This window comes from Streptomyces sp. NBC_00158 (assembly GCF_045160885.1).
Taxonomy (GTDB): Bacteria; Actinomycetota; Actinomycetes; order Streptomycetales; family Streptomycetaceae; genus Streptomyces.
Genome location: NZ_CP108161.1, coordinates 1,331,310 through 1,349,531, shown reverse-complemented (window position 1 = coordinate 1,349,531; position 18,222 = coordinate 1,331,310). Strand labels below are relative to the sequence as shown.

Genomic DNA, 18,222 nt, shown 5'->3' with positions numbered 1-18,222 from the left:
GCAGGGAGCCCGGCCAGGGGCGGTGAACCCGCCCGGCACCCCGCCCGGCAGGGAGCCCGGCCAGGGGCGGCGAACCCGCCCCGGACCCCGTCCGGCAGGGCAGCGCCCCGAACCGCCAACCGCCCGGCCAGGGCAAGGGCCACGCCCCACCCGGACACCCCCCGGCCAGGGGCTACGCGCCGGGCCAGGGCCCCGGCGTCGGAGTTTCTTCCTTCGTTTCCGTTTCCGTCTTGAAGACCTCGAAGCCGCGGCGCCGGTAGTTGTCCATCGCCGTCGGGCCGTCCTGGCTGCACGTGTGGACCCACACGCGACGCGTCGGCTCGCGGTCCGGCCAGCGGGCCGCGAGGTCCCACGCGCGGGCCGTGCCGAACGTCAGCAGGTGCCCGCCGATGCGCCGCCCCCGGAAGTCCGGCAGGAGGCCGAAGTACATGATCTCGACCACACCGTCGGGCTGCGGGTCCAGCTCGACGTAGCCCGCCGGGGTCCCGCGGTCGTACGCGACCCACGTCTCGACGCCCGGCCGCTCCAGCAGCTCCACCCACTCCGCGCGGGTCAGCGACAGCCGGTCCGTCCAGTGGATGTCCCCGCCCACCGAGGCGTACAGGAAGCGGCTCAGCTCCGGGGACGGGACCTCCGCGCGGGTGATCGTGATCTCCGGTCCCGGTATCGCCGCCGGGACGAGGTCCGACGGCGAGGTCATCTCAAGGGACCAGGTGGTGAGTGTGATGGTGCTCATGCCGTTCAGGGAACCACGGGCGCCGTGCCGCGACCCAGGCGGGGGAGTGACCGGCCCGGGTCCGCCGGGCGGGTCGTTTCCGCCTCCAGGTCCTCCGCGGAGCGGTACGGCGGCTCAGGGAACCACGGGCGTCGCGCCGCGACCCAGGCGGGCCCTGATCACGGCCGGGGCGGTGGAGTGGGGCAGCAGCCGGCCCGGGTCCGCCGGGCGGATCAGTTCCACCTCCACGTCCTCCGCGAAGCGGTACGGCCGGTGCGTCAGCACCCCCGCCAGGTGCCGCCGTACCCGGGACAGCTCCGCGCGGACCGTCACGGTCCGCGTCGGGTCCCCGAACAGCTCGGAGGACAGCTCCGCCGCCGAACGCCCCCGCGGGGTCTCCGCCAGCAGGAACAGCAGCTCCGCGTGGCGCGGGCTCAGCTCCTGGGACCAGCTCCCGGCGGCCCCGTACACGGTCGCCGACCAGGACCGGGGCCGGCTCAGGTCCAGCACCACCCGGCTCACCGCGGGCGCGGCGCCCCGCGCCTCGGCCAGCCGCAGCAGCCAGCCGCCGGGCAGCGGCTCCGCCACGCAGTCGCCCAGCTGCGCGACCCACACCGGCCCGGGGCCCAGCCCCTTCGGCAGGGCGACCCGGTCGGCGGGGGCCAGCCCCGTGACCGCCGCCGTCCAGCCGTGCGGGTCCACGGCCGCGGCCCGCCCCGGCAGCCGGGCCAGCAGCGGGGCCGCCACGGCCCGCAGCCGCTCCAGGGACTCCAGGTGCCGCACCCGCAGCTCCCGCTCGGCCAGCCGGGCCACGGAGCTCACCCAGGCAAGGGTGGCCGGGTGCATGGTGTCCAGCGGACCGCTGACGTCGACCACGCCCAGCAGCCGGCCGTCCCGGGGGTCGTGCACGGGCGCCCCCGCGCAGGTCCAGTCGTGGTGGCTGGAGACGAAGTGCTCCGCCGAGAACACCTGGACCGGCCGCCGGGTCACCAGGGCGGTGCCCACCCCGTTCGTGCCGACCACGGCCTCGTCCCAGTCGGCCCCCACCGTGAAGCCCAGCCGGTCCGCCTTGCGCAGGATCGACCGGTGCCCCTCCCGCCACAGCAGCCGCCCGTCCGCGTCGGCCACGACCATGATGTGCAGGGCCTCGTCCAGCGCGGGCAGCAGCCCCTCGCGCAGCACCGGGAGGACCTCCCGCAGCGGCGAGACCTGCCGGCGCTCCTCCGTCTCGGCGGCGGACAGCGTCCGCGAGCGGGCGTCCCGGTCGGGGTGCACCCCGCCGGCGAGCATCCGCCGCCAGGACTCGGCGATCTCGGGACGGGGGGCGGCCGGCGGGCGGTCCCCGGCCAGTGCCGCGGCCCGCACCCCCTTCAGCAGCCGCGTCGCCTCCCGCGCGTCCATGGCCGAGATGCGCGCCACGTCGACCGTGCTGCCTGCGGTGTTGGCCACCGGAACCTCCCCGTGCTGAACAGGACGTACTGCGCAAGCCGCCCCCCGTGGCGCACGCGCCTACTTCCCGGGCACATGCGGCGGGCGAATTCCGAGCCGTAAGGAATGCAGGGTTGCAACGGTATGCAACCCTCGCCAACCCCCGGTCACCCGACCGAAACTATCGGCACGCCGCCGAGCGGCGTGACAGCTCCTTCCTCGGGGCTCTTGGAGCAGGGGTGGCGCCGAGTCGGCGCGGCGCCACCCCTGGTCCCACCTCCACGGGCTCGGATCCGGTGCTGAGCGCTCCGACGGCCGTACAGTGGTTTGGGGACCACCGCGGCCCGGGAGCACGGTGGTTTGGGGACCGCCGTCAGCCCGCGATCCGCGCCCGTGCCACCACCGCGGCCAGGTCGAGGCCGTGCGGCAGCGTCCCGAAGGCCGCACCCCAGTCACCCCCGAGCCGGGACGCGCAGAACGCGTCCGCGACCTCCGGCGGGGCCCAGCGGACCAGCAGGGAGCCCTGCAGCACCAGGGCCATCCGCTCCACCACCCGGCGGGCCCGGGCCTCGATCCCGTCCAGGTCGGCCAGCTCCGTCAGCAGGTTCTTGATCGCCGCGTCCAGCCGGTGGTCCGCGCCCCTGGCCCGCCCGATCTCCTGGAGGAACGCGTTCAGGGCCTGGGGCTCCCGCTGGAGCGCGCGCAGCACGTCCAGGGACTGCACGTTGCCCGAGCCCTCCCAGATGGAGTTCACCGGGGATTCGCGCAGCAGTCTCGGCAGTCCGGACTCCTCGACGTAGCCGTTGCCGCCCAGACACTCCAGGGCCTCCGCGACCATCGGCGTACACCGTTTGGTCACCCAGTACTTCGCGGCGGGCACCGCCAGGCGCAGGAAGGCCCGCTCCTGGTCGGTGCCGGCGTCGTACGCGGCCGCGAGGCGCAGCGTCAGGGCGGTGGCCGCCTCCGACTCAAGGGCGAGGTCCGCGAGGACGTTGCGCATCAGCGGCTGGTCGATGAGCGGTGATCCGAAAGCAGAGCGGTGCTCCGCGTGGTGGACGGCCTGGGTCAGCGCCTGCCGCATCAGCGAGGCCGAGCCGATCACGCAGTCCAGCCGGGTCGCCGCGACCATCTCGATGATGGTCCGCACCCCCCGGCCCTCTTCGCCCACCAGCCGGGCCCACGTCCCGGAGAACTCGATCTCCCCGGACGCGTTCGACTTGTTGCCCAGCTTGTCCTTCAGCCGCTGGATCGCGAACGCGTTCCGCGTCCCGTCCGGCAGCACCCGCGGCACCAGGAAACAGGTCAGTCCTCCCGGCGCCTGCGCCAGCACCAGGAAGCCGTCCGACATCGGCGCCGAGCAGAACCACTTGTGCCCCGTCAGCACGTACTCCCCGGACGCGTCCAGCGGAGCCGCGGCCGTCGTGTTCGCCCGTACGTCGCTGCCCCCCTGCTTCTCCGTCATGCCCATCCCGAAGAGCACCCCGGCCTTCTGCCCGGCCGGCCGCAGCCCCTCCTCGTACACGTGCGAGGTCAGCCGCGGCTCCCACTCCGCCGCGAGCTCCGGATCGGTCCGCAGCGCCGGCACCGCCGCGTGCGTCATCGAGACCGGGCAGCCGTGCCCCGACTCGGCCTGCGACCACAGGAAGAAGCCCGCGGCCCGCCTCAGGTGCCCGGCCGGACGGCCCCAGGCGTCCGTCAGCCCGGCGCCGACCGCGTGCCCGAGCAGCCGGTGCCACGACGGGTGGAACTCCACCTCGTCGATCCGGTTCCCGTAGCGGTCGTGCGTCCGCAGTACCGGCGGGTTCTCGTTCGCCTCCCGGCCCCACCGCTGGGCCTGCGCCGAACCCGCGGCGCGCCCGAGCGCGGTGAGCTCCTCCCGTACCCCGTCCCGGAGTTCGGGGGCCGCGTCGGCGAGGTGCCGCTCCACGCCCTCGGTGAGGGCCCGGTCGCCGAGGTAGACCTCGTACCCCACGAGCGGCGGGGCCTGGTTGCTGACTGTGTGGGTGGTGGCTGCCATGCGGATACCGTAAGGACGTGCAGCCAGCAAAAGAAACACCCGAGGGGACCCCGGTACGCCCGGGAAGGCTCCACCGGGCCCGCGCCCTCTACCGCAACGTCTCCAAGCGCAAGATGGGCTGGCTGCTCCTCAAAGACACCGTCAACTCGTGCATCGAGTACCGGATCCTCGGCCTCGCCGCCGAAGCGGCCTTCTTCACCCTGCTCTCGCTGCCCCCGCTCTTCCTCGGCCTGCTCGGCCTCCTCGGCTACGTGGACGGCTGGACGAACACCCAGTCCGTGGCCAGCATCGAGGAGAACATCCTGCGCGCGGTCGGCACCGTCCTGTCCGACCGGGGCGTCAACGACATCGCCAGACCCATGCTCGACGACGTCACCAGCCGAGGCCGCCCCGACCTGATCTCCCTCGGCTTCGCCTTCGCCCTGTGGTCCGGCTCCCGCGCCGTCAACGTCTTCATCGACACCATCACCGTCATGTACGGGCTCGACGGGCAGCGGGGCATCGTCAAGACCCGGCTGCTCGCCTTCCTCCTCTACGTCATCGCCCTGCTGATCGGTGCGATCGTGCTGCCGCTGATGGTCGTCGGGCCCGACGCCGTGGTCCGCCTGGTGCCCTGGAGCACGGAGGTGATCGCCGTCCTCTACTGGCCGGTCGTCACGCTGCTCTCCATCGCCTTCCTCACGACCCTCTACCACGTGTCCGTCCCCGTCCGCTCGCCGTGGATCGAGGACGTGCCGGGCGCGCTCGTCGCGCTCGCGATGTGGGTGCTCGGATCGTTCCTGCTGCGGATCTACCTGACCAACACGGTGGAGGGCCCGACCATCTACGGGTCGCTGGCCGCGCCCGTCGCGATCCTGCTGTGGATCGGCATCTCGGCCTTCGCCGTCCTCGTCGGCGCCGCCGTCAACGCCGCCATCGACCGGGTCTGGCCCTCGGTGGCCACCGCCGCCGCCCGCGAGGCCAACGAACGGGTCCGCGAGGCCGAGGCCGCCCAGCTCGTCGCCCGCGCCGCCGCCTGGCGGGCCCTGGCCGAGGGGGAGTCCGAGGACGACGAGGACGCCGGGATGCCCTCGGAGTTCCCCGAGCGCTGGTCGAACTTCCTGCCGCCCGACGACTACACCTCCCGCCTGCGCAAGCACTGACCGGCGGCCACGGCCTACGGTGGCTGTGTGTACGAGGAAGCGCCGTCCCGGCTGGTCCCCGGAGCCGTGCTCTGGCGGGCCGGGGGGCCCGGCGGGGTGGTGCTGCCCGACGGGTGCATGGACCTGCTCTGGACCGACGGCCGACTGCTCGTCGCCGGCCCCGACACCGGCCCGCACCCCGCCGGGGAGGTCCCCGGCCGGGCCTTCGCCGGACTCCGCCTCGCCCCCGGCACCGCACCCGCGCTGCTCGGCGTACCGGCCCACGAGCTGCGCGACCGGCGCGTCGAGCTGGCCGACCTGTGGCCCGGCCCCGAGGTGCGCCGGCTCACCGAGCGCACGGCCGCGTACGGGGACCCGTGCGCGGCCCTCGAAGCGCTGGCCCGGACCCGCCTCGCCGCCGCGGGCCCGCCCGACCCGCTCCCCGCCGAGGTGACGGCCCGGCTCCGCGCCGGCCAGCCGGTCGCCGCCATGGCCCGCGCCGTCGGCCTCGGCGAACGCCAGCTGCGCCGCCGCTCGCTCGACGCCTTCGGGTACGGCCCCCGCACCCTCGGCCGGGTGCTGCGCCTCCAGCGGGCCCTGGCCCTGGCCCGGCGCGGGCTGCCGCAGGCCGAGATCGCCTGCGCCGCCGGCTACGCCGACCAGGCCCACCTCGCCCGCGAGGTGCGCGCGCTGGCCGGGACCACCCTCGGGGCCTACACGGCGTCGGCGGGCGCGAACAGTGACACACCGCAGCCGTCCGGGTCGAGCACCACCGCGTAGCGCTGGCCCCAGAAGGCGTCCCAGGGCTTCAGGTGCCCCTCGTACCCGGCGCCCGTCAGCTCCGCGTACAGTGCGTCCACCTCCGCGGGGGACTCGCACAGAAAAGCGAGTTCCCTGCGCTGTCCGCCGCGCTGCGGGGTCCAGGAGGGGTCGAAGGAGCGGACGGTCTCCTCGGTGTCCCAGCCGATCCGCAGCCCGCCGGGCAGCACGGCCTCGACGTGCGGCTGGTCATCGGCACCGGCCGGGACGTCCAGGCCGAGCCGGCGGTAGAAGGCGAGCGAGGCGGCCATGTCGGAGACGACCAGGCCGATCATGTCGAGTCGTGGAGTCATGCCCGCAGGCTAGGCGGGGGGCTGTCCGGCGGTCTTGAACGAAACGGACACGCCCGCCGGCCCGGCACCCGGGACCAGCCCCCGATCCAGCCCCACCGGCGTTTGAGGTGCGGGGTTCGGGGCGGAGCCCCGAGGAACGTCACGGCACGGCAGGGCAGGGCACGGCAGGGCAGGGCACGGCAGGGCAGGGCACGGCAGGGTCCGGCCTCGGGAGGCCGGTGGGCCGGTGGGGTCCACCCCTGGGTGGAGGGCGGACCTCCACCCGGGATCCACCCTGGCGCCGATCACAGCCGCCCCGCCCGCTCCTAGCGTGGAACGCATGGATGCCGCACGTCTCCTCGTCACCGCTCTCGTCATCGCCCTCGTCGTGGTCCGCCGGTTCACCGGGCGGCCGGTCAAGGAGCAGGACCGCCTCTGGACCCTGCCCGCCGCCCTGGTCTTCTTCGCCGTGGCCGGCGGCGGGCTGGTCGAGCCCCGGCACCCGGTGGCAGCCGTCCTGCTGCTCGCCGCCGAGGCCGGAGTGGCCTTCGGGCTCGGCCTGTTGATGGGCCGGGCCATGACCGTCTGGCGCGAGCCCGACGGGACCCCGTGGGCCAAGGGCAACCGGGCCGTCCTCGCACTGTTCGCCCTCTCCCTCGCCACCCGCGCCGGCCTGGCCCTGCTCGGCTACGCCGGCGGTATACCCCCGCACACCGGAGCCCTGCTGCTGACCCTGGCCGCGTGGATCCTCGCCCAGGGCCTGGTCCTGTCCGCCAGGGCCCGCCGCGTCCCGCCCCTGGCGGCATGATCCGCACGGTGCGGGGCCCGGGGAGCGGGCGGGCGGGACCCGGCGGACGCCCCCTAGAGTGGGCGGGATGCCGATCCGACGCCCGCTGCCCCAGCTCACCAACACCCACCTCAGGGTCGCCGTGCAGCTAGCGGTCCTCGTCTGGTTCGTGCACGGCCTGCTCACGCCCCCGCCCGGCGCCACCGCCCTCGCCTGCGGGCTCGCCGGGCTCGGCCTGATCGCCCTCGGGGTCACCGCCCTCGACCGCACCCCCGCCGGAGCGGCCGCCCTGGGCGCGGCGCTCGCCGCCGCCGGAGCGACCGGCCTGCTGGCACCCGGCACCCCGTGGGTCGTGCTCGTCTTCGCCGCCTGCGGTTTCGCCGCCGCCCGGCAGAGCGCGGCCACCGGGGCCGTACTCCTCGGCTGCGGCGCGGCCGCCGTCGCCGCCGTCACCCTGCTGCGCGACCGCGACCCCGTCGAACTGTGGAACGTGGTCGGCCTCTGCGGCATGTACGCGTACGTCCGCGCCGGCCGGGCCCGCCGCGCCGCCGAGGAGTCCGAACGAGAACGCGCCGTGCTGGCCGAGCGCGCCCACGTGGCCCGGGAGGTCCACGACATCCTCGCGCACTCCCTCTCCGCCCAGCTCATCCACCTGGAGAGCGCCCGCCTGACCCTGGCCACCGGACGCTACGAGGAGGCCGGCGCCCTCGTCGACCGGGCCCGCGCCCTCGCCAAGGGCGGCCTGGAGGAGACCCGCCGGGCCGTCGCCGTACTGCGCGGTGATGCCCCCGCCCCCCGGGAGGCCCTCGCCGGCCTGGCCGAGGAGTACCGCCGCACGACCGGCTCCGCCTGCGCCCTCACCGTCACCCCGGGCCCGCGCCCGCTGCCGCCCGAGGCGGCCCTCGCCGTCGTCCGCACCGCCCAGGAGGCCCTGACCAACGCCCGCAGGCACGCCGCCGGGGCCGACGTCCGGATCACCCTCTCCTACCCGGCGGACCGCTGGGAACTGTGCGTCACCGACTCCGGGGGCACCGGCCCGGGCCCCCACGCCGCGTCCGGCGGCGGGTACGGGCTCGTCGGCATGGCCGAACGGGCCGAACTCATCGGAGCCGCCCTCGACGCCGGGCCGTACGGCCCCGGCTTCCGCGTCCGGCTGGAAGGACCCCTGGCACCGTGACCGAGACCCGCCCCCCGATCCGCGTGGTCGTGGCCGACGACCAGACCGTCGTACGGGAGGGCCTGGTGCTCCTCCTCGGCCTGCTCCCCGGCACCGAGGTGGTCGCCGCCGCCGCGGACGGCGCCGAAGCGGTCCGGCTCGTCGCCGAACACGCCCCCGACGTGGTGCTGATGGACCTGCGCATGCCCCGCATGGACGGGGTGGAGGCCACCCGCCTCATCACCGGGAAGCACCCCGGCACCGGCGTCGTCGTCCTCACCACCTACAGCGACGACGAGTCCGTGCTGGCCGCCCTCAGGGCCGGGGCCCGCGGCTACCTCACCAAGGACGCCGACGCGCAGGAGATCGCCCGCGCCCTGGCGGCCGTACGGGACGGCGCGACCGGCCTGGGGCCGGCGGCGCAGGAACGCCTGCTGGCCGCCGCCGTCGCCGCCGAACCGCCGCGCGCACCCCGCACGGGCCTGCCCGACGGCCTGACGGCCCGTGAGGGCGAGGTGCTCACCCTGATCGCCCAGGGGCACTCCAACCCCGAGATCGCCCGGCGGCTCACCATCGGCAAGTCCACGGTCAAGACGCACGTCAACAACCTCTTCGCCAAGACCGGCGTCCGCGACCGCGCCCAGGCCGTCCGCTACGCCTACCGCAACGGCCTCGCCGACTGACGCGGATCAATTCGGTGGTGCCGCCGTCCGGGCCGGGCCAACGTCGACCATGCCGCCACGGAACAGGCGGGATTCACCGTAGACTTGCGGTTCATGGAGCACTTAGACCCCATCAGCCCACCCGTTGTCGGGAACGCCGTGACGCATGACGCCGTAGTGATCATCCCCGGGATCATGGGCAGCGAGCTGATCGAGACGGACACGGGACGTGTGCTGTGGGGCATGCGGAAAGCGCTCGAGTACTCCGCCCGCTGGCACCACAAGACCGGGATGGCGGCACTCGCCGTCACTGAGGACGAACGGGCCGGACGAACGGGCCGGATCACCGCCGGCCGCCTGCTCAAATTCGCCTCCTGGTCTCCCCTCCTCGGGGGATTCGAGCCATACACCAACCTCGTGCGGGGGATCCTGCCCGCCGTTGCCGACCGGGCCGCGATCTGCGAGTTCGCGTACGACTGGAGGCTCCCGGCCGCGTTCAACGCCCGGCTGCTGGCCGATGCGATCGACCGGCACATGCAGGCGTGGACGGAACACCCCGCGCACCGGGACGCCCTGCGCCGTGACCGGGACGGCCGGCCGGCCCAGGTGGTGCTCGTCGCCCACTCCATGGGCGGCCTGCTGGTCCGGGAGCTGGCCCGGATCCCGGGTGCGATGGACCGCGTCCGGGCGACGCTCACCCTCGGCACTCCGTTCCACGGCGCGGTGAAGGCCACGGCGATCCTCAACCAGGGGCGCGGGGCGCCCGTACCGCTGCCCCACCGCCAGTTGCGCGACCTGGCCCGCACCCTTCCCGGGCTGCACGATCTGCTGCCCTCCTACCGATGTATCGAGACCGATGACGACATGGTCGCTCCGACCCCCGCCGACATCGCCCTCCTCGGCGGCGACCGCGAACTCGCCGAAGCGTCCCTCGACCGCTCGGCGGCGCTGCGGCCCGTACGCATCCCGGGCCATGTGATGGCCGTCGGCATCGACCAGCACACCATGCAGAGCATGCGCCTGAAGGACGGGGTCGTCATCCCCCAGCCGTACGTCTTCCAGCGGCACGCGGACGACTCGGTCATGAGGGACGCGATCGGACGGCCGCTCACGGACAACTGCGGCGGCGACGGCACCGTCTACCGCTACGCCGGACACATCGCCGGAACCGGGGAGGGCGGCACCTACGCCCAGCAGCACGGCGCACTGGCCGCCTGCGGCAGCGCGATCGACCGCGCGCGCGGGCTGCTGACCGGATTGCGCAGCCTCGAAGACCTGGGGCAGCGGCTCGGACGCGGCATGACAGGGCTGGAGGCTCCCGATCTCGTGGCCGTGCAGGAGGAGTTGGAGATCGTGGTCACCGGCGACGACGACCCCCGCCGGATGACCTGCCAGATCCAGGACACCGGCGACACCGATCGCGTCGTCGACTCACTGCGGCTGCCGCCGCGCCGTGACACCTCCGGCGCACTGCGCGTCCGCTGCCGGCTCCGGAATCCCGGTCTGTACCGGATCAGGGTGTCCGGCGGCAGCGAGCCGGTCACTCGGCTGATCCTGGCCAGCGCCGAGGACCCGGACCTCGGCGGCTGACCGGTGTGGGGGGAGGACACGAGCTCCGGGGAACAGCCGGACGAGGACGGCTTCGACATCTACTCCGTGGCGCTCGGCGACTACGTACGGCAGGAGAACTTCGACGCCGACCAGGAGGCCCGGGCGATCGGTGAGCTGCTCGCCCAGTTCGGCGGCGTTCCCGTTCCCTGGGACGTGAAGCCCGCGGAACGCGACCTCGCCCAGGTCGACATGCGGTTGCGGGCCTGGGCCGGCCCGTCCGAGGTCCGGGGCGGCGTGCTGCTCTGGATCGGACACGGCACGTCGAACGCGGAGGACGCCTCGCTCTATGTGCGGGGACACGCCACGGCCGTAGACGACGCGGAGCTCTCCGCCGCAGCCTTGGCCAAGCACGTCATCCAGGCGCGGCGGCTGCGTTCTCACCATGACAAGTGGGACATCGTCGTCGTCGAGGCGTGCGGCGCCGAGGGGTTCGTCGCGCATGCCCTCGCCGTGCTCGGTGCGGCGAGGAGCGCCAGCGGCCTGCTGCTCGTCGGCTCGGGACGCGACGAGGGGATCGGGCACCTGGGCACGTTCCGGCGCACCCTCACGGACGTCCTCACCAACCGCTACTCGGACCACGACACGGAGATCCCCGTCAGCGGACTGGCGCAGCACCTCGACGAGGCGCGCACCCTTTCCGTCTGCGCCCTCAACCTCGGCGGCCTCCCGCCGTTGCGCCGTCGCACCGCCTTCCCGGTCACCGCCTCGGTGGAGAACCACACCCGGCTCCACGAAGCGGTCGACGCGTTGCCCGAAGCAGAGCGTGCGCAGCTCGTCCGCGAGGGGCTCGGCCCGGACGCGGGGGAGCTGTCCTGGTGCTTCGTTGGACGTGCGGAAGACCGGGCCGCCATCGCAGGGTGGCTCGCGGAACACCGCTCAGGCCTGCTCGTGGTCACCGGCCGGGCCGGGTGCGGCAAGTCCGCGCTGCTGGGCGACGTCCTGCTGCACGCCGCCCCCGGCCTCGACGAACTGCTGCCGCTGCTGTCCCAGGCCGGCATCGCGGGCCGGAAACACGAAGGCGCCGCCCCCGAACTGCCCGTGTTCGACGCCACGCTCCATCTGACCGGCGCCACCACGCACGACGTCACCACTCGCCTCGCCGAGGCCCTGTCCGTCGAGATGAGTCCGGACGCCCTGTATCCCGTCGAACGTTCCAACGCCCTCATCCGCGCCCTGCGTTCGGCATCAAGCCCCGACCAGACGTACACGCTCCTCGTGGACGCCCTGGACGAGGCGCACGAACCCGCACTCATCGCCGGCCTGCTGCGCGAACTCGGCACGCTGGACGGCGTGCGCGTCATCGTCGGCTCCCGCCCGTCCTCCTGCGAAGACCCCGACCGCGCCCCGAGCACCGACCAGGACCTCCTCAAGGCTCTCGGTGAGGGCGAGGAGCACGTCCGCGTGCTGTGGTTGCGCCGTGATGCCCAGGCCCTGTCCGAGTTCGTCACGCAAGGCCTGGAGGAGGCACGGGCTGCTTTCCCGGGAGGACCGGAGACGTTCCAGGACGCTGTGCGGCGTGCCGCCGTGCTGATCGTCGGCGACGAGGACGAGGACCGGGACTTCCTGTACGCGGGCCTCGCCGTCCACGAGATCCAAGCCGACCCCGGTCTGCTGACCGCCGATCGCGTCGGCGCACTCACGGATCTGCTGCGCGGCGACCACCGCACCCTGTTCGCCGCCGCGCTCCGCCGACTCGGCGCCCGGCACGCCCGCGCCCCCCGGTTGATCGAGGCCCTCGCGTATGCCCAGGGCAGAGGACTGCCCCGCGCGGACCGGATCTGGGCCGCCGCCGCCTCGGCGCTCGGCGACGGGCCCGCGGGCCAGGTCGGCTCCGCCGACATCGACGACGTTCTCAAGGCGGCGGCGCCCTACATCATGCTGGACGGCGAAGACGGCCAGAGCGTCCACCGCCTGGCACACCGGACCTTCGCCGAGTACTTCACCCAGGCCGGATCGAGTGACGCAGCCGGGCGCGCGCGGCTGGTCGCCGACGCGCTGGTGCGGCTCGCCGATGACAGCGCCGACCGGCCCCTCAACCCCTATCTGGAACGGCACCTCTCCGGTCACACGGCCGCAGCCGGCAGCCATGGGTGGGCCGCCCTCGCCGAACGGCCGATCGTGCTGGACCGGCTGTCGGTACCGGCCGTCGCCACCGACGTCCTCCACGCGCTGGGCACATCGGTCGACCTGCCGCCAGCCGTTCTGGGCGTCCTGGAAGCCGCGCACCTCATGCGGCGGGCCGAACAGGCCGACCGGGTCGGCCAGCGGCAGCTCGGTACGGTCCGCGCGACCGGGATCGCGCCCGGGTGGGAGGAACCGAACGAGGAAACGCGGCGTGCGGGCTGGCAGGTGTGCTGGTCCCGGCTGCTGCCCCGACCGCCCCGGCTGACCCTCGCCTGCCTCGGAGTGCCGGTCCGCTCGCTGACTCCCGTGACCGGACCCGCCGGGAGCACTCTGCTCGCAGCTGTCGACGACAGCGGCGGACTGCATGTCTGGGACCCGGCGCGCGGGTACGCCGCCACGACCGCGGCCGCCCTCTCGCACGGGCCGGTGGCCTTGGTCACCGCCCTGCCGGGCACCACCTGCCTGGCCACCGCCGGCCACGACAAGCGCGTGCGGATCTGGGACCTGTCCGCGCACCGTCCCCACCTCGTCAAGTCCATCGGTAACGGCATGTGGCCGCACTCCCTGCACGGCTGCCGGGTCACGGACCGTGCCGTCGGGGCCCCGACGGGCGCCCCCCTGCTGGCAGTCGGGGACTTCGGCGGCGCGATCCGCATCGTCGACCCGATGACCGGCCAGGTGCGCCACCGGTTCCCTGCCGATGACAACGGACCGGTCTGGGCCCTCACGACCTTCCTGGACGCCGACGGAGCCACGCTCCTCGCCAGTGCGGCGAGCGGCGGCATCCGAGTCTGGGCCGTCGAGGACCGCAGCCGCCGGGGCGAACCCGTGCGCCGTGACGGCGCGACGCCACGGGCCGTGGTCGCGTTCGCGCGACCCGACGGCCGCGGCACGCTGCTGGCCGGCGGATGGGACGACGGCCGGGTCCAGGTGTGGGACCCCGTCACCGGTGAACCCGTCGTCGCGTTCGACTCCGACAGCCCCGTGCACGGGCTGGCCGTCCTCACCGCACCAGACGGCCGCCGTCCGCTGCTCGCCGCCGCCGTGGACGGAGCGGTCCGCCTCTGGGACGCGCTGACCGGTGTGCCCGAAGGGATGACCGGGGCACCGTCGCAGGGCAGCCCCGGCCTCGGCAGCCGGTCCGCGACGGGCCTGGCCATCACCGCCTTTGAGGTGCCGGGCGGCGACACCCTGCTGGCCACCGCCGCCGCCAACGGCGTGGTCAGCGTGTGGAACCCGTACCCCGGACCACGGACCTCCCCCACCAGCACCCGCACGGCCGCCGACGCACACCTGGGCAGGACCGTGCGGCTCACCACCGCCACGGGACCCGACGGCCGCACCGTACTGATCGCCGAGCACGACCGCGGCGCCCTCAACGCCTTCGACGCACTCACCGGGGAACCCGTCGACGTGCCCCCCGGCCGCCACCCCACCGGACCGCCTCCGGGTACCACCCCGGTGCGCGGGCCGAACGGCCTGGCGCTGCGCGCCACGTACGGCAGGAGCGAGCAGATCGTGCTCACCGTCGAGGCGACGGACCGCCCGTACGGAACGCCGCTGAGGGCCCATGAGAACTGGGTCACCGACGTCATCGAATTCACCGCGAGCGACGGGCGGCGCCTCATCGCCTCCTGCGGCGACGGCGACGACTGCACGGTCCGGTTCTGGGATCCCGCGGACCCGACCGGTCCCGCGACTCCCGCCGGCCGCCCGCGCCCCGTCGACCGGAAGCCCTTGTACACCCTCAGGCTCGACACCGAGTGCCTCAGCCTGGCCGACCTCGGTGACGGCCGGATCGCGATCGGAACCGACGAGGGCGTCCTCGTCGTACGTATGGAGTCCTGGCTGCTGACAGGACGGACGGAAGGGGGCCGTGATGTCCGCACCAGCCAAGGACAGTAGCTGGTACGCCCAACTGGTGGACCGGCTCTTCTGCCGGCCCGGGGCCTCGTACGGCCCGTACAAGAGGATCTCCGAACCGGTCATCGTGCTGGAGAACCGGCTGGTGCGGGTGCGGATGCAGACGCCCGGCGACGAATACGAGACGTTCGAGATGTCGCTCTTCGACGGCATCCACGAATTCGCGGGAGAGCTCTGGGAGCACGAGGTGCGCAGCCTGCTGCGGCTCCAGGCGCTCAACCACACGGCACTGCCGCAGATCAGCGACGGCAGTTTCGACGCGACCGAGGGCATCGCCTTCACCATGACCCAGGACAACGGCAGACCGCTGAACATCGACGGGGCCGTCGCCTGGGCGAAGGAGCACCGGATCGCCGCCTTCGAACAGTTCAGCGTCCTCGTCGACGGACTCAGCCAGTTGCACGGCTCAGGCATCCTGCACCGCAACCTCACTCTCGGCGCCCTGCGGGTCAAGACGGGCTACGACGCGGCCTCCCAGCACATGGCCTTGGGCCTCGAACGCTTCGAGATGAGCACCCTCATCGGCAACCTGCTCCGCTCCATGGGCAGCCAGTCTCAGGGAACCGTCGCCCAGCAGAGCATCCGCAAGCTCTACCTGACGCCGCCAGAGGGCGTCGAACAGGCCCGCCACCTCTCCTACTTGGCTCCCGAGACCCACCACTCGCTCTTCGATGCGGTCCCGGCCTCGCGCCGCGACTGGGACACCACGGACGTCTTCGGGCTCGGCGTCCTCGGCTTCGAGCTGTTCTGCGGCCCGATCGACGAGTGCCTTCCAGAGGACTACGCGGGCGTCGCCCGCGCCGACGAGCCCGGTCTGCGCCAGGCGCTGGGCAAACTGCACCGCGCGATGAGGACCCACCTGGCCAACCGCCCCGAGATTCCCGCCGCCCTGACGCGACTGCTGCGGAGCATGCTGGAGTTGCGCCCGGAAGCACGCATCACCTCGTTCGACGCCGCCCGCCGGATCGAGCGGGACTGGGAGGCGGTCTGCGGTGTCTGGGAGGACAAGGACGAGAGCCAGCTCCCCCACCTCGTCGCCTTCATGCCCGACGAGTCCGTCGAGACGATCTACAAGCAGCGCAAATGGGTCTCCCGCAGTCCCGACGACTCGGCCGGCCGCGAGGAGCTGAAGGCGTTCTTCGAGAAGGAGCTGCGCCAGGCCGAACTGGTCAGGTCGCCCAACGGCGCCTTCGGCTACGCCACCGGCCAGGAGGAGAAGCTGCGCGAGGCGGAGTGGGTCCTCATCGGCGAGAGCGCCGTGTGGTTCTGCGCCTACCTCTACGACGACTCCGGCCCGAAGGGCGACCAGCGCATCTTCGACGACACCCTGGTCATCAAGTACCTCCGTGACCGCGACTACGCCCAGGAACTCGTCAACGCCTACCCCCGGCGCCGGCTGTCCCGGATCGACCTGGTTGCCTACAAGGCCCGCCATGACATCTCCCACCACCGCACCGGCCGCCCGTCGTGGGCCCGGCTCACCGAGTCGGTATCAGTGGGCGTGCGGAGCAAGGACCACAAGGACGAGGCGTTCCTCACCGCCCTCGACTTCCTGATCGACTACCAGACCGTGGAGCTCAACGCTCGCAAGTATCCATTCGTCCGTGTCGAAGGGGCAGACGACGCATCGAAGGCCCAGACGAACTCGAACATCGCCGTGCTGACGTACGCCCAAGACCGGGACGACGACTGGCTGCACCGCAATCCGCTGCTAACCGCCTACACGTCGGACTCCCGTCGCCGGCCTCTCTTCGGTGACTTCGTGGAGGATCTGTCCGTGGAAGAGGACGATTTCGTCAAGCTCGACCACTCGGAACGGCCGCACTTCGGCCGCAACCCGGTCCAACTGCAGTTCCTCAGGCGACTCGACGCCCGCTCGATCGAAGTGCGGAGGATCGGCGGAGGGCCGGTCCCGCCATCCGGCTGGGTTCGTCCTTCCACCGATGCCGGAACCGACATCCAGCTCGGCCGGCAGGCCCGGGCCCGGCACTCTCTGGGGAACCTGCCCGGACTCATCCGTGCCCTCCGGGAGCCTCTCTCCATCGACCTCGGCCGGGGGCGCTACAACGAAATCGACGACGGGACCCTTGCGGGAAACGCCTCCGAGGTGATTCGGGACATGCTGGCGATGCACCCCTTCTACGCCCTCCAGGGCCCGCCGGGCACCGGCAAGACCACCGTGGCCACCCGCGCCGTAAGCCGCTATCTGACGATGGAGAAGGGCGCACGCGTCCTGGTCAGCGCCCAGTCGAACTACGCCCTGGACAACCTCGGCATCCGGCTGGCGGAGGAGCTCGCCGACGGCATCGGCAAGGGACAGATCCTGCTGCTGCGGGAGATGTCCGAGGCCCGGGGCATCGACAAGGTTGACGAGCAGTTGCACAAGCACACTCTGCCCGACCTGACTCGCGAGGTCGTACGCGGTATCAGACGGAAGCTGGACGGCAAGCCGGGCACCGCGGGCATGAAGCCGAACGAGGCCGCCCTCGCACGGCAGTGGCTGGAGCAGATCGAGGCCAACCAGGTGGAGATCTCCGACCGGATCAAGGCCGGGGCCAACATCGTCCTCGCCACCTGTTCCATGGCGGCCACGGTCACCGACACGGTCCGCGATCCCTCCGACCTGTTCGACTGGGTCCTGCTGGAGGAAGCGGCCAAGGCGTGGCCGACGGAAGTCGTCACCCCCCTGGTGCTCGGCGTGCGCTGGACGCTCATCGGCGACCACCGGCAGTTGGGCCCGCACCGCGAGGGCGACCTGAGGGCGTTCCTGACGAGCCTTGCCGGCCACAACGACCCCGACGTCAAGCGGCACTACGACGCCCGCGACAGCTATCTGAAGGTCCTCGGACTCTTCGGAGAGCTGTTCCGCCCTCAGCCGCCACGGCCGGCGCAGAGCAGGAGGGTCCCCCCTCTCGGCAGCCTGGAGAGGCAGTTCCGCATGCACCGCGTCATCGCCGAACCCGCGAGCCGCGCCTTCTACCCCAAGGAGCCCCCGGAGCAGGACAGCGAACTGGGCTTGCCGGTTAGCTTCCTCACCACCCACCAAACCGCCAACGAGCCGCACGGCGTCACCAACCCCCCGTTCCTGAAGGGCTCTCCGCTGGTGTGGATCGACACCACCGGGCACCCCGGCTGCGCCGACGAGGGCTACTGGATCAACACCGGCGAGGTCGACCTGGTGGACCGGCTCGTCACCGACATGAGGCCGGAACCGGCAGGCACTTCCGAACCGGATGCCGCTGACGGCCTCGCGGTTCTCACCCCGTACGCCGCCCAGGTCGACCTGCTCAAGCAGCGCGGCTCACTGCGCGGCCGGGTGCACACCGTCCACTCCTTCCAAGGCCGGGAGGCACAGCGTGTGGTCGTCTCACTGGTTCGGTCCACCGTGCGGGGAAACGTCCTGCAGAACGTCGGCCACGTCGGCCAGGCCGAGGTGATCAACGTACTGATGTCGCGCGCACGCCGCCTCCTCGTCATGGTCGGCAGCCTGAGCCACTTCTCCGAGCACGGCGGCTCGGACTGGCGGCTGGTGACCGACACCGTGAAGCGGTTCGGCCGGATCGTCCCCGCCGATGAGTGGAAGTGAG

The 18,222-nt window shown here is 73.1% G+C and carries 12 protein-coding genes; 8 read left to right on the top strand and 4 right to left on the bottom strand.

Annotated elements, in window-relative coordinates; translation table 11 throughout:
* Positions 1 to 172: 172 nt before the first annotated feature.
* The 3 genes from OG553_RS06045 to OG553_RS06035 form a co-directional block, all read right to left on the bottom strand.
* Positions 173 to 736 carry a GNAT family N-acetyltransferase gene (locus OG553_RS06045; RefSeq protein ID WP_405977982.1) on the bottom strand — a complete coding sequence of 188 codons (564 nt, stop codon included), beginning with the start codon at positions 734 to 736 and terminating at the stop codon, positions 173 to 175.
* Positions 737 to 850: 114 nt separating this feature from the next.
* Positions 851 to 2,116, bottom strand: coding sequence for a GAF domain-containing protein (locus OG553_RS06040; protein ID WP_405982974.1), 1,266 nt, complete (start codon positions 2,114 to 2,116; stop codon positions 851 to 853).
* Between the two features lie 400 nt (positions 2,117 to 2,516).
* The gene (locus OG553_RS06035) at positions 2,517 to 4,160 is read right to left on the bottom strand and encodes an acyl-CoA dehydrogenase family protein (RefSeq protein WP_405977981.1); all 1,644 of its coding nucleotides are present in this window, start codon (positions 4,158 to 4,160) and stop codon (positions 2,517 to 2,519) included.
* A gap of 17 nt (positions 4,161 to 4,177) precedes the next feature.
* On the opposite strand from OG553_RS06035, the gene OG553_RS06030 reads away from it, so the two are divergent.
* A complete protein-coding gene (locus OG553_RS06030) occupies positions 4,178 to 5,302 on the top strand; it encodes a YihY/virulence factor BrkB family protein (protein WP_125815009.1) in 1,125 nt (374 codons plus the stop codon).
* 27 nt (positions 5,303 to 5,329) lie between these two features.
* On the top strand, positions 5,330 to 6,061 hold the full coding sequence (locus tag OG553_RS06025) for a helix-turn-helix domain-containing protein (protein ID WP_405977980.1): 732 nt from the start codon (positions 5,330 to 5,332) through the stop codon (positions 6,059 to 6,061).
* Here the strand turns inward: OG553_RS06025 and OG553_RS06020 are convergent.
* Positions 5,995 to 6,393 (bottom strand): VOC family protein, encoded by a 399-nt coding sequence (locus tag OG553_RS06020; RefSeq protein ID WP_007267261.1) that lies wholly within the window; start codon positions 6,391 to 6,393, stop codon positions 5,995 to 5,997. The genes OG553_RS06025 and OG553_RS06020 overlap by 67 nt on opposite strands.
* Before the next feature lie 319 nt (positions 6,394 to 6,712).
* Here OG553_RS06020 and OG553_RS06015 point away from each other — a divergent pair, with 319 nt between their 5' ends.
* The 6 genes from OG553_RS06015 (at position 6,713) to OG553_RS05990 (ending at position 18,221) form a co-directional block, all read left to right on the top strand.
* Entirely contained in the window at positions 6,713 to 7,180 is a 468-nt protein-coding gene (locus OG553_RS06015; RefSeq protein WP_405977979.1) for a DUF1453 domain-containing protein, read from the top strand.
* Positions 7,181 to 7,247: 67 nt separating this feature from the next.
* Positions 7,248 to 8,336: a sensor histidine kinase gene (locus OG553_RS06010; protein ID WP_405977978.1), complete on the top strand. Its 1,089-nt coding sequence runs from the start codon at positions 7,248 to 7,250 to the stop codon at positions 8,334 to 8,336.
* On the top strand, positions 8,333 to 8,998 hold the full coding sequence (locus OG553_RS06005) for a response regulator (protein ID WP_405977977.1): 666 nt from the start codon (positions 8,333 to 8,335) through the stop codon (positions 8,996 to 8,998). Before OG553_RS06010 ends, OG553_RS06005 begins: the two co-directional genes overlap by 4 nt.
* Before the next feature lie 93 nt (positions 8,999 to 9,091).
* On the top strand, positions 9,092 to 10,567 hold the full coding sequence (locus OG553_RS06000) for an esterase/lipase family protein (RefSeq protein WP_405977976.1): 1,476 nt from the start codon (positions 9,092 to 9,094) through the stop codon (positions 10,565 to 10,567).
* Positions 10,568 to 10,570: 3 nt separating this feature from the next.
* Positions 10,571 to 14,617 carry a hypothetical protein gene (locus OG553_RS05995; RefSeq protein ID WP_405977975.1) on the top strand — a complete coding sequence of 1,349 codons (4,047 nt, stop codon included), beginning with the start codon at positions 10,571 to 10,573 and terminating at the stop codon, positions 14,615 to 14,617.
* Positions 14,592 to 18,221, top strand: a complete 3,630-nt coding sequence (locus OG553_RS05990) for an AAA domain-containing protein (protein ID WP_405977974.1) — start codon at positions 14,592 to 14,594, stop codon at positions 18,219 to 18,221. The genes OG553_RS05995 and OG553_RS05990 overlap by 26 nt, the downstream gene beginning before the upstream one ends.
* The last annotated feature ends 1 nt before the right edge of the window (position 18,222 follow it).